This is a genomic window from Caulobacter sp. GSs2 (assembly GCF_058680895.1).
The window spans coordinates 3,629,722-3,651,242 of the sequence record NZ_CM178725.1; the positions used below are offsets into that span (position 1 = coordinate 3,629,722).

21 protein-coding genes are annotated in these 21,521 nt (G+C 65.4%); 9 read left to right on the forward strand and 12 right to left on the reverse strand.

The features are described 5' to 3' along the window. Nucleotides 1-82: 82 nt before the first annotated feature. Both modB and modA read right to left on the reverse strand, forming a co-directional pair. Nucleotides 83-745, reverse strand: a complete 663-nt coding sequence (gene modB, locus ACW17Z_RS17535; protein WP_492056937.1) for a molybdate ABC transporter permease subunit — start codon at nucleotides 743-745, stop codon at nucleotides 83-85. Between the two features lie 2 nt (nucleotides 746-747). Further along, complete coding sequence (modA, locus tag ACW17Z_RS17540; protein ID WP_492056939.1) at nucleotides 748-1,503, reverse strand: molybdate ABC transporter substrate-binding protein; 756 nt, start codon at nucleotides 1,501-1,503, stop codon at nucleotides 748-750. 101 nt (nucleotides 1,504-1,604) lie between these two features. Here modA and ACW17Z_RS17545 point away from each other — a divergent pair, with 101 nt between their 5' ends. The 5 genes from ACW17Z_RS17545 to ACW17Z_RS17565 all read left to right on the forward strand — a co-directional run bounded on the left by ACW17Z_RS17545 (nucleotide 1,605) and on the right by ACW17Z_RS17565 (nucleotide 8,738). Beyond that, nucleotides 1,605-2,405: a TOBE domain-containing protein gene (locus tag ACW17Z_RS17545; protein WP_492056940.1), complete on the forward strand. Its 801-nt coding sequence runs from the start codon at nucleotides 1,605-1,607 to the stop codon at nucleotides 2,403-2,405. 175 nt (nucleotides 2,406-2,580) lie between these two features. Next, the gene (locus ACW17Z_RS17550) at nucleotides 2,581-3,012 is read left to right on the forward strand and encodes a hypothetical protein (protein WP_492056941.1); all 432 of its coding nucleotides are present in this window, start codon (nucleotides 2,581-2,583) and stop codon (nucleotides 3,010-3,012) included. Between the two features lie 45 nt (nucleotides 3,013-3,057). Further along, nucleotides 3,058-4,326 (forward strand): TolC family protein, encoded by a 1,269-nt coding sequence (locus ACW17Z_RS17555; protein WP_492056942.1) that lies wholly within the window; start codon nucleotides 3,058-3,060, stop codon nucleotides 4,324-4,326. Next, nucleotides 4,323-5,585: an efflux RND transporter periplasmic adaptor subunit gene (locus ACW17Z_RS17560; RefSeq protein ID WP_492056943.1), complete on the forward strand. Its 1,263-nt coding sequence runs from the start codon at nucleotides 4,323-4,325 to the stop codon at nucleotides 5,583-5,585. Before ACW17Z_RS17555 ends, ACW17Z_RS17560 begins: the two co-directional genes overlap by 4 nt. 12 nt (nucleotides 5,586-5,597) lie before the next feature. After that, on the forward strand, nucleotides 5,598-8,738 hold the full coding sequence (locus ACW17Z_RS17565) for an efflux RND transporter permease subunit (protein ID WP_492056944.1): 3,141 nt from the start codon (nucleotides 5,598-5,600) through the stop codon (nucleotides 8,736-8,738). 30 nt (nucleotides 8,739-8,768) lie between these two features. Here ACW17Z_RS17565 and arsH read toward each other — a convergent pair whose 3' ends face one another. After that, entirely contained in the window at nucleotides 8,769-9,515 is a 747-nt protein-coding gene (gene arsH / locus ACW17Z_RS17570) for an arsenical resistance protein ArsH (protein ID WP_492056945.1), read from the reverse strand. 59 nt (nucleotides 9,516-9,574) lie between these two features. Between arsH and ACW17Z_RS17575 the strand changes: the two genes are divergently transcribed. The 4 genes from ACW17Z_RS17575 to ACW17Z_RS17590 are packed head-to-tail and all read left to right on the forward strand — an operon-like array spanning nucleotide 9,575 to nucleotide 12,219. Beyond that, nucleotides 9,575-9,946, forward strand: coding sequence for an ArsR/SmtB family transcription factor (locus ACW17Z_RS17575; RefSeq protein WP_492056946.1), 372 nt, complete (start codon nucleotides 9,575-9,577; stop codon nucleotides 9,944-9,946). Beyond that, nucleotides 9,943-10,479, forward strand: coding sequence for an arsenate reductase ArsC (locus tag ACW17Z_RS17580; RefSeq protein WP_492056947.1), 537 nt, complete (start codon nucleotides 9,943-9,945; stop codon nucleotides 10,477-10,479). Before ACW17Z_RS17575 ends, ACW17Z_RS17580 begins: the two co-directional genes overlap by 4 nt. A 40-nt stretch (nucleotides 10,480-10,519) precedes the next feature. Continuing rightward, nucleotides 10,520-10,933: an arsenate reductase (glutaredoxin) gene (gene arsC, locus ACW17Z_RS17585; RefSeq protein WP_492056948.1), complete on the forward strand. Its 414-nt coding sequence runs from the start codon at nucleotides 10,520-10,522 to the stop codon at nucleotides 10,931-10,933. Continuing rightward, on the forward strand, nucleotides 10,930-12,219 hold the full coding sequence (locus ACW17Z_RS17590; RefSeq protein WP_492056949.1) for an arsenic transporter: 1,290 nt from the start codon (nucleotides 10,930-10,932) through the stop codon (nucleotides 12,217-12,219). The genes arsC and ACW17Z_RS17590 overlap by 4 nt, the downstream gene beginning before the upstream one ends. Nucleotides 12,220-12,352: 133 nt before the next feature. On the opposite strand, the gene ACW17Z_RS17595 is transcribed toward ACW17Z_RS17590, so the two are convergent. The 9 genes from ACW17Z_RS17595 to rfbF form a co-directional block, all read right to left on the reverse strand. Continuing rightward, nucleotides 12,353-14,059, reverse strand: coding sequence for a methyltransferase domain-containing protein (locus tag ACW17Z_RS17595; RefSeq protein WP_492056950.1), 1,707 nt, complete (start codon nucleotides 14,057-14,059; stop codon nucleotides 12,353-12,355). 214 nt (nucleotides 14,060-14,273) lie between these two features. Next, nucleotides 14,274-15,086 carry a hypothetical protein gene (locus ACW17Z_RS17600; RefSeq protein WP_492056951.1) on the reverse strand — a complete coding sequence of 271 codons (813 nt, stop codon included), beginning with the start codon at nucleotides 15,084-15,086 and terminating at the stop codon, nucleotides 14,274-14,276. Between the two features lie 8 nt (nucleotides 15,087-15,094). Further along, nucleotides 15,095-15,865, reverse strand: coding sequence for a cephalosporin hydroxylase family protein (locus ACW17Z_RS17605; protein ID WP_492056952.1), 771 nt, complete (start codon nucleotides 15,863-15,865; stop codon nucleotides 15,095-15,097). A gap of 2 nt (nucleotides 15,866-15,867) precedes the next feature. Continuing rightward, nucleotides 15,868-16,908, reverse strand: a complete 1,041-nt coding sequence (locus tag ACW17Z_RS17610) for a class I SAM-dependent methyltransferase (RefSeq protein WP_492056953.1) — start codon at nucleotides 16,906-16,908, stop codon at nucleotides 15,868-15,870. Between the two features lie 8 nt (nucleotides 16,909-16,916). Beyond that, nucleotides 16,917-17,780 (reverse strand): NAD-dependent epimerase/dehydratase family protein, encoded by an 864-nt coding sequence (locus tag ACW17Z_RS17615; protein ID WP_492056954.1) that lies wholly within the window; start codon nucleotides 17,778-17,780, stop codon nucleotides 16,917-16,919. Further along, nucleotides 17,777-19,000: a methyltransferase domain-containing protein gene (locus ACW17Z_RS17620; RefSeq protein ID WP_492056955.1), complete on the reverse strand. Its 1,224-nt coding sequence runs from the start codon at nucleotides 18,998-19,000 to the stop codon at nucleotides 17,777-17,779. The genes ACW17Z_RS17615 and ACW17Z_RS17620 overlap by 4 nt, the downstream gene beginning before the upstream one ends. Then, complete coding sequence (gene rfbC, locus ACW17Z_RS17625) at nucleotides 18,997-19,545, reverse strand: dTDP-4-dehydrorhamnose 3,5-epimerase (protein ID WP_492056956.1); 549 nt, start codon at nucleotides 19,543-19,545, stop codon at nucleotides 18,997-18,999. The genes ACW17Z_RS17620 and rfbC overlap by 4 nt, the downstream gene beginning before the upstream one ends. Further along, a complete protein-coding gene (gene rfbG, locus ACW17Z_RS17630; RefSeq protein WP_492056957.1) occupies nucleotides 19,542-20,609 on the reverse strand; it encodes a CDP-glucose 4,6-dehydratase in 1,068 nt (355 codons plus the stop codon). Before rfbG ends, rfbC begins: the two co-directional genes overlap by 4 nt. Beyond that, on the reverse strand, nucleotides 20,591-21,358 hold the full coding sequence (gene rfbF, locus ACW17Z_RS17635) for a glucose-1-phosphate cytidylyltransferase (RefSeq protein WP_492056958.1): 768 nt from the start codon (nucleotides 21,356-21,358) through the stop codon (nucleotides 20,591-20,593). Before rfbF ends, rfbG begins: the two co-directional genes overlap by 19 nt. Nucleotides 21,359-21,521: the final 163 nt, after the last annotated feature.

Below are 21,521 nucleotides of genomic sequence, written 5' to 3' on the forward strand. Positions count from 1 at the left end.
CGGTTGGCTTCGCCGCCCTTCGGGTCGCGGTCGTCCTCCCCATACGGGGGAGGAGCGCCTCAGGCGCGGAGGGGGGCAGTGACTAAGCCGCCCGCGTGACGCGTCGTTCGAGAAGCAACAGCGTCAGGGTCACCAGGAAACCGAACGCCAGCAGCAGCGCCGCCAGCTGGTGCGCCTCGTTCCAGCGCAGTTGTTCGACCAACTGGAAGATCTCGACCGACAGCACCTGGGTTTCACCGGGAATGCCGCCGCCCAGCATCATCACCACGCCAAACTCTCCCACCGTATGGGCGAAGGACAGGATGGCGGCGACGGCGTAGCCGGGCAGGGCCAGGGGCAGGGCCACGCGGGCGAAGCTCTGCCAGCGCGAGGCGCCCAGGGTGGCGGCGGCCTCCATCGGTTCCTCGCCCAGGGCGATGAAGGCGTTGCGCAGGGGCTGGACGGCGAAGGGCAGGGAATAGATCAGCGAGCCGATTACCAGCCCCTCGAAGGTGAAGGCCAGGGTGCGGATTCCGACGGCCTGCAGCGGGGCCATCAGCAAACTGTGCGGCCCAAGCGCGATCAGCAGGTAGAAGCCCAGCACGGTCGGCGGCAGAACGATCGGCAGGGCGACCACGGCGCCGACCACAGGCTTCCAGCGCGAGCGCCCGCGCGCCAACCACCAGGCCAGGGGCGTGGCCAGGATCAGCAGCAGGATCGTGGTGATCCCCGCCAGTTTGACCGTCAGCCACAGCACCGAGAGCATGGTCAGCGAACCTCGTAGCCGTAGCGGCGGATGATGGCCTTGGCCTCGGCGCTCTTCAAGAACTGAAGGAAGGCCTTGGCAGCGGGATTGCCGGATCCCGTCTTCAGCAACACGGCCTGCTGGTCGATAGGCGTATGGTTGGCGGGCGGCACGAGCCAGCGTGAGCCACCGGGCTCGTTGACCACCTGCGACAGGGCCACAAAGCCCAGTTCCGCCGCGCCGGTCTGCACATACTGGTAGGTCTGGGTGATCGATGAGCCCGTGACGATCCTTGGCTTCAGGGTGTCCTGCAACTTCAGCCGGGTCAGGGTCTCGATGGCGGCCTGGCCATAGGGTGCAGATTTGGGATCGGCGATAGCCAGTTTCTCGAAGCCGCCCTTTGCCAGCACCGCGCCCTTGCCGTCGACCAGGCCCGGCGTCCTGCTCCACAGCACGAGACGTCCGGTGGCGTAGGTGAAGCGCGTGCCGGCCACGGCCAGCCCCTCGGCTTCAGCCTTGATCGGCCGTTCGGCGTCCGCCGACAGGAAAACCTCGAACGGCGCGCCGTTGGCGATCTGGTTATAGAACTGGCCCGACGAGCCAAAGCTCAGGGTCGCCTTGTGGCCGGTTCTGGCTTCGAACTTCGCCGCGATCGCCTTGGCGGGTTCGGTGAAGTTGGCGGCGACCGCCACCTTGGTTTCGGCGGCCAGGGCCGAGCCGCTGACCAGCATCGCCAGGCCGGCGGCGAGGACGACCATCAGGGAGCGGCGAGCGAGCATGCAGGACCTTGGCGGGCTTGGAGTCGGCGACCAGACAGCGTTATGTAGCAAGACTACATAACGCTGTCCCGTTTTCCGTTCAGGCCCGATCAGGAGCGACCATGGCCATTGATGGCGAACTCAGCGCCTCGCTCGTCCTGCGCCGGGGCGCCCTGGCCCGGGTGGGGCTGGAGCGTGTCGCCCTGCTGGAGGCCGTCGGCGAGGCGGGTTCGATCACCGCCGCCGCCCAGCGACTGGGCCTGAGCTACAAGGGCGCATGGGACGCGATCCAGGCGCTCAACAACCTGTTCGACGCCCCTCTGATCGCCGCCAGCGCCGGCGGCAGGGCAGGCGGGGCGGCGACCATCACCCCGCGCGGCCATGCGGTGATCAAGGCCTTCCGTGAGGTCGAACGCGAGATCGGCGCGGCCCTGGCCCGGCTTGAGGCCGGTCTGGCCTCCGCGCCCGAGCAGGGTCTGGGCGAGCTCTTCTGGAGCCTTGGACTGCGCACCAGCGCCCGCAACGCCCTGCGCGGGACGGTGGCGCGCATCGGGGCCGGGGCGGTGACCGTCGAGGTCGTGCTGTCGCTGGGCGACGGGGTCGAGATCGTCTCGGTCATCACCCGGCGCAGCGCCGATGAGCTGGGTCTGACGGTCGGCAAGCCGGCCATCGCCCTGATCAAGTCCAGCTTTGTCAGGCTCGTGCGCGGTCGCGACGCGCTGGGCGGCGCCAATCGCCTGGCCGGCGCGGTCATCGATCGCGAGGATGGGGAAACGGCCAGCGAGATCAGCCTGGGCCTTTCGGCCGGCAAGACCCTGGTCGCGACCCTGCCGCGCGCCGACGCTGACGCCCTGGCGCTCAGGCCCGGTGACGCGGTCGTCGCCCGGGTCGAGCCCTCGGACGTCATCCTGGCCGTCGAATAGCGCAGGCGCTCTCTACCGCGATGGCCCCCATGACGCGGCCACGGCCACGGATTGGGGGACCTTCAGCGGGCCTGCCCGCCGGGCGTGAGCGCAATCCGCGGCGGTGTGACTCATTGATCTTCACCAGGCTTGCGACGATTATGCAGCCGCACCCGCACCCAACTCCGAGAGATTCTTGATTCAGCTCCTGTCCTCCCGGCTCGGCAAAGGTGTGGCGGCTCTGGCCGTGATGCTGATCGCCATGCTGGTGGTCCAGGCGCCGGTGGCCATGGTGGACCGGGCGCTGCACGCCAGCGGCCAGGTACATGCGGCCAACGCCTTCGCCGGCCCGCTCGCCGCTGACCTGGCCGATCACGATCACGATCACGATCATGATGCGATGGCCGGCGCCGAGGTCGCGGACGATGATCGCGACCCCTCACCTTCGCAGGGCGCGCACCACCACCATGACGGCGCCTCGCTTCTGGGCCTGACGGTCGCCATGACGGTCGCCAGTCCCTGGGGCTCGACGCTCGAATCCTGGTCGGGCCAGGACACCTCGCTCGACAGCGCCGAGCCTGCTCCGCAGAAACGCCCCCCAAAAGCCCGCCTCGAACACGTCGCCTGATCGACGCGGCCCTCGGCCGCGCCCGCTTCCGTTCGAGAGAGCCCCATGCCCCATTTCGTCCATGGCCGCGCCACGCGGTCCTGGCTGCTCGCGTCGGCGTTCGCCGTCGCTCTGCCCCTTGCCGCCCAGGCTGAACCCCTGGGATTGCCCCAGGCCCTGGCCCGCGCCGCCCAGTCCGATCCTACCCGCCCCGCCGTCGAGGCGCGCCTCAAGGCCGCCGACGCCGGCGCCCGGCAGGCCGGTGTTCGTCAGAACCCCGTCGTCGGCGTCGAGCTGGAAGACCTGACGGGAACCGGTCCCTATTCGATGATCGATCGCGCCCAGGCGACGGTCTACTACCAGCAGAGCCTGGATCGCGGCGGCAAGCGCCAGGCCCGCACGGCCCTGGCCCGGACCGAGATCGATCTGGTTCGCCTTCGTTATCAGGTTCAGGTGCTGGACCTGTTCCAGGCGGTGGAGCTGGCCTGGGTCGAGGCCCTGGTCGCGGAAGCGCAGGTCCGCCTGGCGCGCACGCGGCTGGACATCGCCCAGCGTGCCCAAGGCGAGGTGGACCGGCGCGTGAAGGTCGCCCGCGACCCCCTGTTCGCCGGCGCCCGCGCTGACACCCAGGTCGCCGAGGCCAGGATCGCCCTCTCGCAGGTCCAGATGGCCGCCGATACCGCGCGCCGAAACCTCGCCAGCCATTGGGACGGCGCTGGCGATTTCGACCTCGATCCGGCGGTGCTGGACGATACCTCCGCCGCCCAACAGATCGCGGGCGAAGCGTCCGGTGTGGACCTGGCGGTGCTCGACGCCGAGCGACAGGCCGCGACGGCGCGGGTTCGCCTGGAGCAGAGCAAGGCTGTCCAGGATCCGACCTGGCGCGCGGGCCTGCGCTATCTGAACGAGGGGCGCGACATGGCCGTGCTGGTCGGCGGGTCGATCCCGCTGGCCCGCCATGACACCAATCGCGGCGCCATTGAGCGCGCCCAGGCCGAGCGCACAGCGGCCGATGTCGACCTCCTCAGCGGCAAGGTCCTGCGCGAACGTAAGATCGCCAGGCTGCAGGCCGGGCTGGCCGCACGGGCCAGCGAAGCCCGTCGCATCGAGACCGAGGTGCTGCCCGCCGCCGAACGGACCGTCGCCCTGGTCCGCGAGGGCTTCAATCGCGGCGGCTTCAGCTATCTCGACGTCATCGAGGCCCAGAAGGTCCTGATCGACGCCCGGAGCCGGCGGCTGGACGCCCTGAAGGCCTTCCACACCGACCGCGCCCTGCTGGCCCGCCTGACCGGCCGCCACGCCGCCCTCATTCCCGCTTCGGAGACTGTCCGATGAACCGCCCCTACACCCGGCGCGCCAGCGTGCGCCTTGCCCTGCTGATGGCCTCCACCCTCGTGCTGGCGGCCTGCGGCGACGGCGCCAAGCCCGCCGCCGAGACCGAAGGCCACGCCGCCAAGGCCGGCGACTATGAGCGCGGTCCCCATCGCGGCCGCCTGTTGCGCAGCGGCGATCTGGCCATCGAGATCACCATCTTCGAAGACGGCGTCGAGCCCGAATTCCGCGTCTATGCCTATCGCAAGGACAAGCCGGTCGATCCGCGGCAGGTCCAGCTGTCGGTCGAGCTGACCCGGCTGGGCGGCAAGGTCGACCAGTTCAGTTTCGCGCCGCAGGAAGACTATCTGCGCGGCGCGGGCGTGGTGCGCGAACCTCACTCTTTCGACGTCAAGGTTCGGGCCAGCCAGGGCGGCCAGAGTCATCAATGGACCTATCAATCCTACGAAGGCCGAACGACGATCAGCGCGGACGCCGCGAAGGCCGGCGGCGTGAAGACCGAAATGGCCGGCGGCGCCGACATCGCCGAGCTGGTCGACATGGCCGGCCGCGTCGAGATCACGCCCGAGGGCAAGGGCGAGGTTCGCGCCTGGTATCCGGGACGGGTGATGGCCCTGCGCGGCGAGCTGGGAAGCCAGGTCCGCAAGGGGCAGTTGCTGGCGCGCGTGGAGTCCAGCGAGAGCTTGCAGACCTATTCGATCTTCGCGCCGATCAGCGGGATCATCGTCGAGAAGAACCTCAATGTCGGCGACGTGGCCGGCGAACGCGCGATCTTCGTGATCGCCGATCCTACAAAGCTGCACGCCGAGTTCTTCGTCTATCCGCGCGACGCCGAGCGGGTGCGCGTCGGCCAGCCCGTCGAGGTGCGCAGCCTGTCGGGCGACACCCGGCTGATGGCGCAGGTCGAGGCGGTTCTGCCGACCGCCGACCTGGCCAGCCAGACCCTGATGGCCCACGTCCATCTGCCCGAGGGCTCAGCCGCATTCCGGCCGGGCATGGGCGTCGAGGGATCGTTCCAGGTCGCCTCCACCCGCGTTCCGCTGGCGGTGCGCACCCGGGCTCTGCAGAAATTCCGCGACTTCACCGTCGTCTTCGCCAGGGTGGGCGACACCTATGAGGTGCGGATGCTGGAGCTGGGTCGCCAGACGCCCGAATGGACCGAGGTGCTGGGCGGGCTTGAACCCGGAACCGAGTATGTCGCCGACGGCGCCTTCCTGATCCGCGCGGACATCGAAAAGTCCGGCGCGAGCCACGACCACTAGGAGCGCGCACCCATGCTTGAACGCATCATCGCGCTGTCGATCCGCTATCGCTGGATCGTCCTGGCGCTCGTCCTCGCCTCGGCAATCCTGGGCGTCTGGAGCTTCCAGCGCCTGCCGATCGACGCCACACCCGACATTACCAACGTCCAGGTGCAGATCAACACCGAGGCGCCGGGCTTCTCGCCGCTGGAGGCCGAACAGCGGATCACCTTTCCGGTCGAGACCGCCATCGCCGGCCTGCCGGGGCTGGACTACACCCGCTCGGTCTCCCGCTACGGCCTCAGCCAGGTCACGGTCGTCTTCAAGGACGGGACCGACATCTATTTCGCCCGCCAACTGGTCAATGAACGGCTGCAGGCCGCTCGCGCCCAGCTGCCCCCTAGCCTGACGCCCGAGCTTGGTCCGATCTCCACGGGCCTGGGCGAGATCTTCATGTACACGGTCGAAGCCAAGCCGGGTGCGCGTCGGCCTGACGGCAAGGCCTATACGCCCGAGGACCTGCGCACCCTGCAGGACTGGGTGATCCGGCCCCAGCTGCGCAACACGCCCGGCGTCACCGAGGTCAACACCATCGGCGGCTTCGAGCGGCAGTATCACGTCACCCCTCTGCCGGAACGGCTCTCGGCCTATGGCCTGACCATGGCTGACGTCACCGACGCCCTGGCCAAGAACAACAGCAATGTCGGGGCCGGCTATATCGAGCGCTATGGCGAGCAGTATCTGGTCCGCGTTCCCGGCCAGGCCAGCGGCGTCGAGGACCTGCGCGGCACGATCATCGTCAATCGCGGCGGCGCGCCGATCCGCGTCGGCGACGTGGCCGATGTGGGTCTGGGCGAGGAACTTCGCACCGGGGCCGCGACCGAGAACGGTCAGGAGGTGGTGCTGGGCACCGTGTTCATGCTGGTCGGCGAGAACAGCCGCACCGTCGCCCGCGCGGCGGCGCTGCGGCTGGAACAGGCCGCCAGGTCCCTGCCGGCCGGCGTCACGGCCACGCCGGTCTATGACCGCACCGAACTGGTCGATCGCGCCATCCGCACGGTCGAGACGAACCTGGTCGAGGGCGCGCTGCTGGTGATCGTCGTGCTGTTCCTGCTGCTGGGCAATATCCGGGCCGCGCTGATCACGGCGGCGATCATCCCGTTCTCGATGCTGCTGACCATCACCGGCATGGTCCAGAGCCGGGTGTCGGGCAATCTGATGAGCCTGGGCGCGCTGGACTTTGGCCTGATCGTCGACGGGGCGGTGATCATCGTCGAAAACTGCCTTCGCCGGTTTGGCGAGGCGCAGCATCGTCTGGGTCGACTGCTGACCAGGGACGAACGCTTCGCCCTGACCGCCACGGCGGCCGGCGAGGTGATCAGGCCATCGCTGTTTGGCGTGCTGATCATCACCCTGGTCTATGTGCCGATCTTCGCCCTGAGCGGGGTCGAGGGGAAGATGTTCCACCCGATGGCCATCACCGTGGTCATCGCCCTGACCGCCGCCCTGGTGCTGTCCCTGACCTTCGTGCCGGCCGCCGTGGCGATGTTCGTCACCGGCAAGGTCGAGGAGAAGGAAAGCCGCATCATGCGCGGGGCTCGCCAGCTCTACGAACCGGCGCTGGCGATAGCCCTGCGGCTGCGAGTGGCGTTCGTGGCCGGCGCCGTGGCGCTGGTGGTCATCGCGGGTCTGGCGGCCAGCCGCATGGGCTCGGAGTTCGCCCCCAGTCTCGACGAGGGCGACATCGCCATGCACGCCCTGCGCATACCGGGCACCAGCCTCACCCAGGCTGTCCGGATGCAGGCGGCTCTCGAGGCGCGGATCAAGTCGTTGCCGGAGGTCGAGCGGGTGGTGAGCAAGATCGGCACCGCCGAGGTCGCCACCGACCCGATGCCGCCCTCGGTCGCCGACACCTTCATCATGCTGAAGGACCGCAAGGACTGGCCCGATCCGCGCAAGCCCAAGGCCACGCTGGTCGCCGAACTGGAGGCCGCCGTCGCCACCATTCCCGGCAACAACTACGAGTTCACCCAGCCGATCCAGATGCGGTTCAACGAACTGCTGTCGGGCGTTCGCGCCGACGTGGCCGTCAAGGTGTTTGGGGACGACCTCGACGAGTTGCGGGCCATCGGCGAAAGCGTGGGGGCGGTGGTCGAAGGCATCGAGGGCGCCCAGGATGTGGGTGTCGAACAGGTGACCGGGCTGCCGGTCCTGCAGATCACGCCGGACCGCGCCGCCTTGGCCCTGCTGGGACTGAACGTGCAGGACCTGCAGGAGGTGGTCGCCACCTCGATCGGCGGCGCGGTGGTCGGTCAGGTGTTCGAGGGCGACCGGCGTTTCGACGTCGTGGTCCGCCTGCCCGAGGCGATCCGGGGCGACCTGGACGGCGTCCGTCGCCTGCGCGTGCCGCTGCCGGCGACGGGGGAGGGCCCCCGGGGGTTCGTGCCCCTGCAGGATGTGGCCAGGGTCGAGACGGTGATCGGCCCCAACCAGATCAGCCGCGAGGATGGCAAGCGCCGCGTGGTCGTCACCGCCAATGTGCGGGGCCGGGACCTGGGCTCCTTCGTCGCCGAGGTGCAACAGAAGGTCGGCGCCGAGGTCGAGATCCCGACCGGCTACTGGATCAGCTATGGCGGCACGTTCGAGCAGCTGATCTCGGCGGCGAAACGGCTTCAGCTGGTCGTGCCCGCCGCCCTGCTGCTGATCTTTGGTCTGCTGTTTGCGCTGTTCCGGTCGGTCAAGGACGCCGCCATCGTCTTCTCCGGCGTGCCCCTGGCCCTGACCGGGGGCGTCGCGGCCCTGCTTTTGCGGGGTCTGCCGCTGTCGATCTCGGCGGGCGTCGGCTTTATCGCCCTGTCTGGCGTGGCCGTGCTCAATGGGGTGGTCATGGTCAGCTTCATCCGGAGCCTTCTGGCCGAGGGGCGGCCGCTGGACGAAGCGATCAGCGAAGGCGCCCTGACGCGCCTCAGGCCCGTGCTGATGACCGCCCTGGTCGCCAGCCTGGGCTTCGTGCCGATGGCCTTCAATGTCGGGGCCGGGGCCGAGGTGCAGCGCCCGCTGGCCACGGTGGTGATCGGCGGGATCATCTCCTCGACCCTGCTGACCCTGCTGGTCCTGCCGGCGCTGTATCGCCTTGTCGGCGGATCGCCCCTTGGCCGGACGCGGGCCGACTGAGGGCTGGTCGGTGGGGCAGGCGCAGCGGGCCTAGTCGCCTGCGCCTTCCAACGCCGCCTCATGGCTCATGGCTGCGGCGCCGAGTTCAACGTGCTCGGCAATTCGGCCGCTGGCTTTGCGCTCGCTGTAGCGATCAACCAGGTAGTCGGCGTGGTCGCGGGTGAGCAGGGTGAACTTCACCAGCTCCTCCATCACGTCGACGACGCGGTCGTAATAGGCTGACGGCTTCATGCGGTCGTTGTCGTCGAATTCCTGGAAGGCCATCGCCACCGACGACTGGTTGGGAATGGTGATCATCCGCATCCAGCGTCCCAGCAGTCGCAGGGTGTTGACGGCGTTGAACGACTGCGAACCGCCGCTGACCTGCATCACCGCCAGGGTTCGGCCCTGGGTCGGTCGGACACTGCCGATCTCCAGCGGGATCCAGTCGATCTGGGCCTTGATGATCCCGGTGATCGCGCCATGCCGCTCGGGACTGCACCAGACCTGCCCCTCGGACCATAGGGACAGGGCCCGCAGCTCCTGGACCTTTGGATGGTCCGGCCCCGTGGCGTCGGGAAGCGGCAGGTCGCGGGGGTCGAAGATTTTCGTCTCGCAACCCAGAACCTGCAAAATGCGCGCCGCCTCCTCGACCAGCAGCCGGCTGAACGAGCGCTCGCGCAGCGATCCGTAGAGCAGCAGGATACGGGGCGGATGGGTCGCAGGTGACCGGCTCTCGAGTTGGCCCTGGGTCGGCGCCGTGAGAAATTGCGGCTGGAGCGCGGGCAGGTCGGTCATGATTTCCAAATTCCTCGAAGCGTCTTGGCGTCGTCACATATTTCCACTAACTTGGAAATATGGAATCGAAAGCCGCTGTCGCAAGTCTCTCCGCGCTGGGCCACGAAGGTCGGCTGGCCATCTTCCGCCTGCTCGTCAAAGCCGGCGGTCAGGGTGTGCCGGCCGGTGAGGTCGCTCGCCGCCTGGAGATGCTGCCCAATTCTCTGTCGGCCAATCTCAACGTGCTCAGCCATGCTGGACTGATCGTTTCGCGCCGCGAGGGCCGCTCGATCATCTATTCGGCCGCCTACGGGGCGATGAGCGGTCTGCTGGGCTTCCTGATGGAAGACTGCTGCGGCGGCAATCCCGAGATCTGCGCGCCCTTGAACGAGATCCTCGCCCGGGCCGCCGACTGCGATGGAACCTGCCTTGTCGAATTGGAGACAGCATGACCGATCCCCAGTCTAACCTGAAACACGTCCTGTTTCTATGCACCCACAACTCGGCGCGCTCGGTGCTGGCGGAGTCGATCATGAACCGCGTCGGGGCGGGCCGTTTCAAGGCCTATTCGGCCGGCTCGATGCCCAGCGGCCGGATCAACCCGCACGCCATCCATCTGCTCAAGCACCTCAACTACCCGACCGATCACCTGCGCTCCAAGGCCTGGGACGAGTTCTCCAAGGCCGGCAATCCGGACGCGCCGGATCTCGATTTCGTGTTCACCGTCTGCGACAACGCCGCCGGCGAGGTCTGTCCGATCTGGCCGGGCCAGCCGATGAGCGCTCACTGGGGCATCCCCGATCCGTCGGCGGTCCAGGGAACCGAGGCCGAGGTCGCCCTGGCCTTCGCCGAGGCCTATCGTCAGCTCAACAGCCGCATCACGCTCTTCTGCGCCCTGCCCATGGCGTCGATCGACAGGCTGTCGCTGCAGCGCCGGCTCGATGAGATCGGCAAGTCCTTCGCCCCCGACGAACCCGCCGCCTGAGGGGCGCCGCCCCGCTTTCTGTTTTCCTGACGAGTGACCCATGTCCGATACCGACTTCCCGATCGTGATCTTTCACAACCCCGCCTGCGGCACCTCGCGCAACGTCGTTTCGATGGCGCAGGCGGCCGGTTACACGCCCACGGTCGTTGAGTATCTCAAGGCCGGCTGGTCACATGACCAGCTGCGTGAGCTGGCCGGGGAGGCGGGTCTGACGTTCCGCCAGCTGATGCGCGAAAAGGGTACGCCGGCCGCCGAGCTGGGTCTTCTGGCTGATGACGCCACCGAGGATCAGATCCTCGACGCCATGGTCGCTCACCCCATTCTGGTCAATCGGCCGATCGTGGTCACGCCCCGGGGCGTCAAGCTGTGCCGGCCGTCCGAGGTCGTGCTGGATCTGCTGGACCGCAAGCCGGCCAGCTTCACCAAGGAAGACGGCGAGATCGTCGTCCTGTGATCCTCGCCCTGCTGATCTTCCTGCTCACCATCACCCTGGTCATCTGGCAGCCCAAGGGCCTCAGCATTGGCTGGAGCGCCACCCTGGGCGCCGGCCTGGCGCTGCTGACGGGCGTCGTCCACCCCGGCGACATCATCACGGTCTGGCACATCGTCTGGAACGCCACCGGCGCCTTCATCGCGGTGATCCTGATCAGCCTGCTGCTCGACGAGGCCGGCTTTTTCGAGTGGGCGGCCCTGCATGTGGCCCGCTGGGGCGGCGGCAAGGGGCGGCTGCTGTTCGCCGCGATTGTGCTGCTGGGCGCGGCGGTCTCGTCGCTGTTCGCCAATGACGGCGCGGCGCTGATCCTGACGCCGATCGTCATCGCCATGCTGATGGCGCTGGGCTTCAAGGACAAGGCGACCCTGGCCTTCGTGATGGCGGCCGGCTTCATCGCCGACATGGCCAGTCTGCCGCTGGTGGTCTCGAACCTGGTCAACATCGTCTCGGCCGACTTCTTCAAGATCGGCTTCAGCCGCTATGCCTCGGTGATGATCCCGGTCGACATCGCCGCCATCGCCGCCACCCTGACGGCGCTGATGCTCTATTTCCGGCGCGACATCCCCAAGACCTATGACGTCGGCCAGCTGAAGGCGCCGCGCGAGGCGATCAAGGATCCGGCGACCTTCAAGGCCGGCTGGGTGGTCCTGGCCCTGTTGCTGATCGGGTTCTTCGCCCTGGAGCCGCTGGGCGTGCCCGTCAGCGCCACCGCCGCCGTCGGCGCGCTGGTCCTGCTGGTCATCGCGGGCCGGGGCCAGGTGATCAGCACCCGCAAGGTGCTCAAGGGCGCGCCCTGGCAGGTCGTGGTCTTCTCGCTGGGCATGTATCTGGTGGTCTATGGCCTGCGCAATGCGGGCCTCACCGACCGGATCGCGGGCCTGCTCAACTACTTCGCCCAAGGCGGCGTCTGGGGGGCGGCGTTCGGGACCGGCATCCTGACCGCCCTGCTGTCGTCGGTGATGAACAACATGCCCACCGTCCTGGTCGGCGCCCTGTCGATCGAGGCCAGCGGCGCGACGGGGGCGGTCAAGGAGGCGATGATCTACGCCAATGTCATCGGCAGCGACCTGGGCCCCAAGATCACCCCGATCGGCTCGCTCGCCACCCTGCTGTGGCTGCACGTGCTGCGCACCAAGGGGATCAGGATTTCCTGGGGCTATTATTTCAAGGTCGGGATCGTGCTGACCACGCCGATTCTGCTGATCACCCTGGCCGCCCTGGCGCTGCGCCTGACGCTCGCGCCCTAGCCGAACCTCGCGCTCCGTCTTCGGCGCTGGAAGTTCCCACATCGCCTCGATCGCGCCCGACAGGCGGCCGACCAGCGGTCTAAAATGCGGGGCAGCAGCCAAGGCCTGGCGGTAGCCTCATCAATCCCCGCGACTAGGCCGGTTTTAGGGCAGCGATGCGGGCCTTGCGTTGCGTCTCGAGGTCCGGCCGTTGCGCCATCAGGTCCCGGTAGTAGGCTTGGCGCAAAGGCGCCTGCTGGGCATGCATGCGCTGGGTCTTCACATAGGCAAGACCGCGTTCGCGACGGCTCCGCACCTGGGCAGGGTCGTTCGCCAGGTCGATGAGGGCCCGGCCCCAGTCTTCCGGCGAGGTCGCGAACACGCCGATGTCGAGATGCTCGGGCGCATCCCCGTAGACGACGGGAGAGCAGATCGGCACGACGCCTGCTGCGCAACATTCTATGAACTTCAGATCCGACTTCAGGCGATTGAAGGGCGTATCGGCCAGGGGCAGAAGCGCAACATCACAACCGGCCAAGGCCTCCATGTAGGCCGCATGGGGCAGGGTCGGATGGAAGATCTTCATCACCTCTTCCGGCAGAGCTTTGTAGAAGGCTTCGTCGTGAACCACCACGAACTCGATGGTCTTGGCCAAGGTCTTGGCGGCTGCGATGATCGCTTCTGACAGCCCGGCCCAATCTCCGCCTCGATTGAGCGCGCCAAAAAACACCTTGAGACGCTGTCCGGACTTGGGCGTGGCCATCTCGATCCGCGGCAACTCCAGGATGGCGTTGGGAAAGACCGTCACATTGGGATTCCACTGGCGGATCATGGCCGCCAGCGGTTCCGTGCTGACCGTAACCGCGTGCACACCGCGATAGGCGTTGAAGTTGGAATCGACAAATTCGCGCCAGTGATGAGGATCATCATCGATGTCCGATGTGATCGTCCAGCCGCGCTCGATCAGGTTGTCGACCATGGCAGACTGGTGGCCGCCGTTGAGGAACTGGCGATGCAGCATAAACACGCCGGGTGACCAGTGGCGCGGCAAGCTGACAGATCCCGCGCCCCAGGAGACCCTGGCGCCCGGCATGCTGGCGAGGGCGGCAAGCGGGTGATCGACCCGCGCCTCGGTGACGCCGGCGATCTTCTTCATCCCCAGCGCCGCGACAGTGATAGCCTCAGGAACCGGGCCATTGATCGCCTGGATGATCCATTGAAACGCCGAAAGGTCGCGACGCAGATTGTCCGACGACACGCCCAGGGTCTCGGCGATCGGTCCGAAGGCCTTCAGGGCCGCTTCTGTCTTCTCGGCCGATACGATGCGCGGCGATGCTTCAAGGACGGTCCAGCCGGCCTTTTGGAACATGTCGATAGCCGAAGCGCGTGTGAAAAGCTGCGGCGGGCGGCGGTCTGCTGGGTTGGCTTCTGCGGGGGGCCATTGCCCTTTCAGCTGTTGCTCCAACAGCGCCCAATGGGAGGCGTTGGGAACGCAGGCGACGCAGACCCCGCCGGGGCCGGTGCGCGCCCGCAGATCCGAAAGCACGACCCAAGGGTCGCGCAGATATTGCAGGACATCCCTGAAGATCACGGCGTCGAAGGCGTCGTCGGCCCGCGCGGAGTCAAGCGCCGCCATGACGGTTTCAGTTTCGATGTCCCCGACGACGATGTCATCCACGAGTCTGGCCGCGTCGCGCGCTGCGTCTTCGAACAACTCAAGGCCGACATAGCGCGCGTCAGGATTGCGCGCACGGTAGGCCTCGGCGAACAGTCCCGTGCCGCAACCGACCTCCAGCACCCGTCTGCGATCAAGCGGAATGGACTTGAGGAGATCGGGATTGATGTCGTCGCTATAGGCCATGGGGTTGGTCGATCGTTCTGGGGTCTCTAGGGCTTGGCCAAACTACCGGCGATGCGGCAAGAAGCGATGGCTGGCGCTGAAATCGTTCGTTTCCAATGCCGTTGAACTTGCGCCGCACCGATTGGTTTGACTGACGCGAGTCCTGCCGCTTGTCAGGCTCAGACGCCCTTGAGGATTCCTTAGGGTTGAACTGCAGCGTCGCCGTCCGAGCGTGTCAGGTGCCGCGCCGATACTCGCCATTGTCGGTGACGGTATGTATGGTTCCATACTTTTGAGGCGAGAGTTGATCGGGCTGGTGCGCCGCCAGATGCTTGATCAGGAAGTAGCCGCCCAGGCGTTCCTGGCAAAACGCGGCGGCTCGCCTCTGATAGGGATCGTGGGCCAGAAACGGCTTGTGGTGTTCCACGAAACTGAGAACGACCTTCGCCATAGCACTGCAGGTTTTCATCCACCACGCGGTCGGGTAGGTGCCCATCTCAACGCCGCCGGGGACGATGTAGGGGTAATTGAAAAACTCCAAGATTTGATCCTGCGGCAGGACCTGCTCGGCCGCCACCGTCGCAACATAGTGCAAGAAATCGACGATGCTGTGATGCGTGAGATAGTGCTGCGCGATGTTGCCAGCTTTGAGTGGCATGGGGATTATGTACTCATCGCCGGCCAGATCCGTTTCCGGATTTTCCAGAGGCTGCGCAGCGAGCTCGCCGGCACTGACGAGGCGCATGCCTGGATAGTTCGAGCTGAGCTGGCCCATCTGCCGGCGTACCAGGAATTTCCGATACTGCCAGATGGTGACATGCCCCTCTGGATTAGGGGTGTCGACCAGGATCCTGTGAATGGCGATCGGGCCGAGGGAGCCGGAAAGCTGCGCATGCAGCGCTTCCGGATTCTCGAAGAAATCGTAGCCCGGGATGATGTCCAATCCCCGCGTTTCGGGGGGCGGGCGGGCGTTCAGCCATAGAATCTTGGAGCCTGACGGGGGCGTGTATTCGGGGAGGCCGTCGTGGCAGATGATGAAGATCGTCAAGTCTGCCCCTAGAAAATGCGCTTCAGGTAGCCGTCCGGCGCGACGGAGATCAGGAGCTTGTCGTCCATAGCCTTGTCGATCTCGAACTCTGGATGGGTCTTCAGATAGTCCCATACCGCCGTCTTGGGATTGTTGCCCGGACCCCAGGGACGATCAGGGAACATCGCGGCGGGCAGGTCTTCGACGACGGTGTCGAAGACGACGCAATAGCTGCCGACACTCGTCAGGGGCGCATAGGCCTCCAGCTCCGCGCGCACGTGCTCATGGGTGTGGTTGCTGTCCAACAAGACCATGATCCGTTGATAGTTTTGGGCCACATCCTTCACCTGGGCGATGACATCCTCTGCGATGCTTGAGCCCTGGATCATCTGGATCCGACTGGCCATCGGGTGCGCCTCGATCGCTGCGCGATTATGGGCGCGGATGTCGATGTCGACGCCCAGAACCTTGCGCCCCGACCCGCGCGGATCGATCATCGTTCCGGCGGCCACGCCGTCGGCGACATCCAGCAGCGCCAGCAGGGAGGCGCTGAAGATCAGAGATCCGCCGTGGGCAATTCCGGTCTCGATGATCAGGTCGGGCTTGATCTCCCAAACCAGTTCCTGGATGGCTGCCATATCCTGCGGATATTGGATAATCGGCCGGCCCTGCCAGGAGAAATTGTAAGAATATTGCGGAAGTATTGAATGTTCTAAAAACTTCGCGGCGCTGTCGCACATTTCGACTTGGGATCGAGCGCCTTCTATTCTTTTGGATGTTTCGATATCGAACTGAGACATGTTCACACTGCGACGTAGTTGTAAGAATTGTTGGAAATGGATTTTATCTCGGCGAGATAGTTTGGATTCATGACATAAATCTTAGCCCCGAGCGGCACGTCCGCCAAGGCGCTCTCGGGCGACTTTACTTGCAACCCCGTACCACCGATGTGCCTGCCCTGCTTGGCGGGATTGATGTCGATCACCGAGGTGATCGGCCGGCCTGCGCGGGCGCACAGCAGGGCGAAGATCACGCCCTTGGAGGCGCCTCCCCAGACGACCATTTCGCTGGAGGGAGTGTCGACCGGGATCGAGGCCATGAAGTCCTCTGGGAAGGCGACGCGATCAGCGATGTCGATTTCCGGGTCACGAAGTGTCGATAGGTCCGCGATAACGGATAGATACTGGCCGCCAAAGGTGTTTTCGGCGTGGATCACCCGACCGAACATCCGGCCGAAGTCCGACAGCCGGAAGTAGTTCACATGCTCATAATAGATGTCGAACCAGGCCCGCCTGTCGATGATCCAGTCCAGGCAAGGCACTTCGATATAGATGTATCCGGAGCCGCCGTTGGCGTCCTTGATGGCGCGCAGGAATGTGACGGGGTCCTGAACGTGTTCCAGGACGTGACGCAGGATCAGGCCCTTGCCCGACATCTTCTGACTGGCGTCGAAGTAGGTTTTGCGGATGCGGGGGTTGTCCCCCTCGTAGGTGGGATCGAAGCCGGTGATGCCGACGCCTTGCCTGGCGAGGAGTTCGAGGAAGTACCCCTTGCCGCAGCCGACCTCTATGATGTCATCGCGGCCCATACGGGCTAGCACGAGTTCGGCCACCGCGTTCAGGTGGACGCGGAAGGGTTCGCTGACGGCTTGCTCGTTCTGATAGTGCTCGTCATAGACCATCAGCTCTGGCTGGAAAGCGGCGTTATAGACGAGGCCTGTCGTCTCGTTTTCGACCAGACGCACATCGCCGCGCGGGCAATCCACGGCTTCATCTTCCGTATCGTACATACGGTTTTGAAAGATGGGCAGTTGATCCTGGCGGTACAGAAGCCGGTTTTCCATATCGTCCGCTACGGCGCTCTTCTGTTTTCAGGCTGCGGTATGGCTGTCGGCACGCCGACGACGCGGAGCGGATCTAACAGGTTTTCAGGACGCGCGCCAAACCTCAGCAGATCCCGCCGCCCAAACTCATCGGCGATGGTTTCAACCAGCTGACGCACAGTGATTGGCCGGCCCGAACAGACGTTTACTGCACCCTCAACGTGACCCAGGGTGGCGGTCGCGATTATCCGCCCGGCGTCGCGCACATCGATGAAGTCGCGAATCTGTGCGCCATGGCTGAGCTCGACAGGCTCGCCCTTTTCCAGCTGAGCGCGGACATAGGCCGTCAGGCGCCGCGGATCCTCGGCTTCACCATAGAGGTAGAAGAGGCGGCACCACGCAAACGTCATCTCCAGGGGCTGCAGAATACGCGAGAGCGCCATGAACGCGGCGGCCTTTGCGCCGGCATAGGCCGTCGTCGGGTTCAGGGGTGTCGAGACGGATAGGTCGCCGCCGGAAAGGTCATATTCGAAACAGGTTCCGACGCCGACAAAGCGCGAAACGCCGGCGTCGATCGCCCCTTTCGCCAGGGCCAGGGTCCCCGACAGGCATGTGAGGTTCTGGGGGGCGTTGAGGTATTTTCCGGGCTCAGCGTACCAGGCCACATGTACGACGTGATCGATCTCCGCGCAGGCCCGGGCCCACCACTCCGGGCGTTCCTCGAACAGCGCCGGCGTCGAGATCACGCGCTCGATGGCGGGGGAGGCCTCAAGGGCGTGTTCCCGGCCGCTGCGCACCACCGTCGTGACGCATGCGCCTTGTTCGGCCAGGGCGCGCAAGACCTGGCGGCCGACAAATCCCGTCGCGCCCGTCAGTAGGACGCGCGGAGTCATAGGATCCGGATTTCGGGCACGGCGGTGACGAAACGTGTCCCCAGGGCTTCAAGCGCCGCGCATTGCGACCGGACTTCGTCGGCGATGTTCCAGGGCAAGATCAGCAGGAAGTCGGGACGGCGCGTGTCCAACGCCTCGGGCGGCAGGATCGGAATGTGGCTGCCGGGCATGAAATGGTGCTGTTTGGCCGGAGCCGCGTCGCAGATGAAGGGCAGCAAGTCTGGCTTGACCCCGGCATGGTTCATAAGGGTGTTGCCCTTGGCCGCCGCGCCATAGCCCGCAACCGATTTGCCGAGGCGCTTCTGCTGCAAAAGGAATTCCAGAAGCCCGTTCTTGACGGCGTCGGCGCGCGCCTGGAAGTCGGCGTAGTATTCCGACGTATCGACACCCATGCGCTGTTCCTCAGCAAGGGTGGCGGCGACGGCGGGCGTTTGAGCATGCTCGGCATCGTCGCGGCAACCATAGACCCGCAGGCTGCCCCCGTGGGTGGGCAGCGCTTCCACGTCGAACACGCGCAGGCCGGCTTGGCCGAAGATCCGCTGAACCGTCGTGAGCGATAGGTACGAGAAGTGCTCATGATAGACGGTGTCGAACTGGCAGAACTCGACCAGCCGCATCAGATGCGGAAACTCCAGCGTCAGAACACCCTGCGGCTTGAGCGCAGTGCGCAAGCCTCGCGTGAAGTCGTTGATATCAGGCACGTGCGCGTAGACATTGTTGCCGCAAATCAGATCCGCTTGGCGTCCTTCGTTCACGAGACGTTCGGCCAGGGCTTCCCCGAAAAAGGCGCGCAGGACAGGGACGCCCAGGGCCTCTGCGGCATCGGCCGTGCTGCCGGTCGGCTCAACGCCCAGGCAGGGGATGCCGGCGGCCACGAAATTTCGCAGCAGGTAGCCGTCGTTGGAGGCGATCTCCATCACGAAGCTGTCCTGGTCCAGATCCAGCCGCTCGGTGATCATCTCACTGTAGCGAGCGGCGTGGTCGAGCCAACTGCGCGAGGTCGAAGAAAAATAGGCATAGTTCGAGGTGAAAAGCTTGTCGGCCGCCTCGTAGTCCTCGGTCTGAACCAGCCTGCACACGGAGCAGACAAATAGCTTAAGGGGGAACGAAACCTCCGGCGCGTTGAGATCATCTGCGCTCAGATAGGCGTTGGACGGCGGCGCGTGCCCCAGATCCAGGAACACTTGGCGCAGCGGCGTTTCGCAATGGCGGCAGTTCATAGAACGATCGGCTCAATTTCAGACAGGACGGGAAGGCTGGCATCGCGGGCCGATAGTTCGGTGACGGCCAGCGGCCACTCAACGCCAACCTCGGGGTCATCATGGCGCAGGCCGCCCTCATGGGCAGCACTATAGGTTTGAGAATGGAAATACAGAAGCTCGCAGTCCGGACTCAGGGTCTGGAAGCCGTGAGCAAAGCCCTGCGGAATGTAGAGCATCGATCGGTTGTCCATGGTCAGTTCGCGACCGGCCCATTTCCCAAAGGTCGCCGATCCTAAGCGCAGGTCGACGATGACGTCGAAGATCGCGCCTCTCAGGCAGCGCACCATCTTGACCTCTGCCATGGGCGGTTTCTGGAAGTGCATCCCCCGCACGGTGCCGATCTGCCGGCTCAACGAGGTGTTCATTTGCGTCCAGTGACCGTTCAGGCCGTGTTCGGCGAATTCCTGCTCGCAGAACGCCCGCGCGAAAAAGCCGCGCGCATCCTCGCGTTTCTCGAGATCAAGGAGATAGGCGCCGGCCAAGGCCAAGGGCGTAAAGATCATGGCGCCCCGAAAGCCTCGATCTGGGTCAGGGTTATCTCCTTAGCCGATTGGCCGTCATGGACGGCGCGATACCACTGAAGGGTGCGCGCAACGGCTTCGTCAAAACCCCAGCGAGGGCTCCAGTTCAACTCGGCTCTCGCCTTCTCGATCGTCAGGCTGAGCAGGTTGGCTTCATGCGGCGCCATGGGGTCGGAAGCATCGCGCCAAGCGCCGGGCCAATGGCCGAGCGCGGTCTCAACCAGTTCGCGGACGCTGCGGAAATCCCGCGGCTCAGGGCCGAAATTGAATCCGGTGCGCAGCTGGTCGCCCTCTTCCAGATAGAGCCGCTCCGCCAGTCTCAGATAGCCACCCAGCGGCTCCAAGACATGTTGCCAGGGACGGACGGCTCGAGAATTGCGCACAGGGATCGGCTCGCCGGCGCCCAAGGCGCGCACCAAATCGGGGACGATCCTGTCTTCGGCCCAGTCGCCGCCGCCGATCACGTTGCCGGCCCTGGCCGTGGCAATCCGAACGGCGGCTTGCGGGCGGAAGAACGATGCCCTGAAGCTGGACACTAGCAGTTCCACCGCAGCCTTGCTGGCGCTGTAGGGGTCATGACCCCCGAGACGATCAACTTCCCGATAGGCGAAAGCCCATTCTCGGTTTTCGTAGACCTTGTCGGTCGTGACGATGATCGTCGCGCAGCGATGCTCGATGTCACGAAGGGCGTTCAACAGGTTCGCCGTGCCCATGACGTTGATGTCCCAGGTCGACAGCGGCTCGCGATACGATCTTCGAACCAGGGGCTGCGCCGCCAGATGGAAAACCACGTCGGGACGCGACGTGCGGACCCTGGTTCGCAGGGTCTCGGCGTCCCGGACATCCGAAACGACATGATCCATGGCGTTTTCGAGTTCAAGCTGGGCGAACAGAGCGGGCTGGGTCTCGGGCGCCAGCGCGTAGCCGAACACCTCCGCCCCCAATTGCGTTAGCCACAGAGACAGCCAGCCGCCCTTGAAACCCGTATGACCGGTGACGAGAACCCGCTTGCCGCGCCAGAAGTCCGTCACGCCCAAACCTTCCATGGCGCCCGTTCCTCGGCCCAAAGGGTCTCGAGTTGGGTCTTGTCGCGCAGGGTGTCCATCGCCGCCCAGAACCCACCGTGTCGCCAGACGGCCAATTGCTGGCGATTCGTCAGGGCTTCCAGGGGTGCGCGCTCCCAGACCGTGTTGTCGTCTTCGAGAAGATCAAAGACGCTGAGCTCGCAGACAAAGAAGCCGCCGTTGATCCAGTGACCGTCGCCTACGGGCTTTTCCAGGAAGTTCTGGGCGCGGTTCCCTTCGATTTCGATCGCGCCAAACCGGCCAGCGGGCTGGATGGCCGTTACGGTCGCCTCTACGCCCTGGGCGCGGTGGAAAGCCACGAGTTCGGTGATGTTGACGTCGCTGACGCCGTCGCCATAGGTCAGGCAGAAGGTGTCATCGATATAGTCCCTGATACGCTTGATGCGCCCGCCGGTCTGGGTCAGCTCGCCCGTATTCACGAGGGTGACCTTCCAGGGCTCGGCATTGCGGTGATGAACCGACATCGTATTGTCGCTCATGTCGAACGTCACGTCTGACATGTGCAGGAAGTAGTTGGCGAAATATTCCTTGATCACGTAGCCCCGGTAGCCACAGCAGATAACGAAGTCCGTTATGTTGTGGTGACCGTAGGTTTTCATGATGTGCCAGAGGATAGGCCGGCCACCGATCTCGATCATGGGCTTTGGTTTCAGGTGGGATTCTTCGCTGATGCGCGTTCCAAGTCCGCCAGCGAGAATGACAGCTTTCATCAACCAATGCTCCCCTGCCGGCCGAGGGCCAGATTCGGCATCATGCACACCTGTGCTGACCGTTCGCGGCCTGATTAGCACAACACCCGGGCCGAACACGCAATTCCTGATAGCTTGGGAAAGGGTTCTCTAGGCGAGTTTTCTGGCCGCCGCGCTCGTCTCA

What these genes read in the sequence shown, in the direction of transcription:
- ACW17Z_RS17615 (WP_492056954.1), bottom strand. Translation starts at nt 17,780, where the DNA reads ATGACTCCGCGCGTCCTACTGACGGGCGCGACGGGATTTGTCGGCCGC.
- ACW17Z_RS17610 (WP_492056953.1), bottom strand. Translation starts at nt 16,908, where the DNA reads ATGGAAAACCGGCTTCTGTACCGCCAGGATCAACTGCCCATCTTTCAA.
- modB (WP_492056937.1), bottom strand. Translation starts at nt 745, where the DNA reads ATGCTCTCGGTGCTGTGGCTGACGGTCAAACTGGCGGGGATCACCACG.
- arsH (WP_492056945.1), bottom strand. Translation starts at nt 9,515, where the DNA reads ATGACCGACCTGCCCGCGCTCCAGCCGCAATTTCTCACGGCGCCGACC.
- ACW17Z_RS17560 (WP_492056943.1), top strand. Translation starts at nt 4,323, where the DNA reads ATGAACCGCCCCTACACCCGGCGCGCCAGCGTGCGCCTTGCCCTGCTG.
- modA (WP_492056939.1), bottom strand. Translation starts at nt 1,503, where the DNA reads ATGCTCGCTCGCCGCTCCCTGATGGTCGTCCTCGCCGCCGGCCTGGCG.
- ACW17Z_RS17605 (WP_492056952.1), bottom strand. Translation starts at nt 15,865, where the DNA reads ATGTCTCAGTTCGATATCGAAACATCCAAAAGAATAGAAGGCGCTCGA.
- ACW17Z_RS17545 (WP_492056940.1), top strand. Translation starts at nt 1,605, where the DNA reads ATGGCCATTGATGGCGAACTCAGCGCCTCGCTCGTCCTGCGCCGGGGC.
- ACW17Z_RS17555 (WP_492056942.1), top strand. Translation starts at nt 3,058, where the DNA reads ATGCCCCATTTCGTCCATGGCCGCGCCACGCGGTCCTGGCTGCTCGCG.
- rfbG (WP_492056957.1), bottom strand. Translation starts at nt 20,609, where the DNA reads ATGGAAGGTTTGGGCGTGACGGACTTCTGGCGCGGCAAGCGGGTTCTC.
- ACW17Z_RS17580 (WP_492056947.1), top strand. Translation starts at nt 9,943, where the DNA reads ATGACCGATCCCCAGTCTAACCTGAAACACGTCCTGTTTCTATGCACC.
- ACW17Z_RS17565 (WP_492056944.1), top strand. Translation starts at nt 5,598, where the DNA reads ATGCTTGAACGCATCATCGCGCTGTCGATCCGCTATCGCTGGATCGTC.
- ACW17Z_RS17620 (WP_492056955.1), bottom strand. Translation starts at nt 19,000, where the DNA reads ATGAACTGCCGCCATTGCGAAACGCCGCTGCGCCAAGTGTTCCTGGAT.
- rfbC (WP_492056956.1), bottom strand. Translation starts at nt 19,545, where the DNA reads ATGATCTTTACGCCCTTGGCCTTGGCCGGCGCCTATCTCCTTGATCTC.
- ACW17Z_RS17595 (WP_492056950.1), bottom strand. Translation starts at nt 14,059, where the DNA reads ATGGCCTATAGCGACGACATCAATCCCGATCTCCTCAAGTCCATTCCG.
- arsC (WP_492056948.1), top strand. Translation starts at nt 10,520, where the DNA reads ATGTCCGATACCGACTTCCCGATCGTGATCTTTCACAACCCCGCCTGC.
- ACW17Z_RS17575 (WP_492056946.1), top strand. Translation starts at nt 9,575, where the DNA reads ATGGAATCGAAAGCCGCTGTCGCAAGTCTCTCCGCGCTGGGCCACGAA.
- rfbF (WP_492056958.1), bottom strand. Translation starts at nt 21,358, where the DNA reads ATGAAAGCTGTCATTCTCGCTGGCGGACTTGGAACGCGCATCAGCGAA.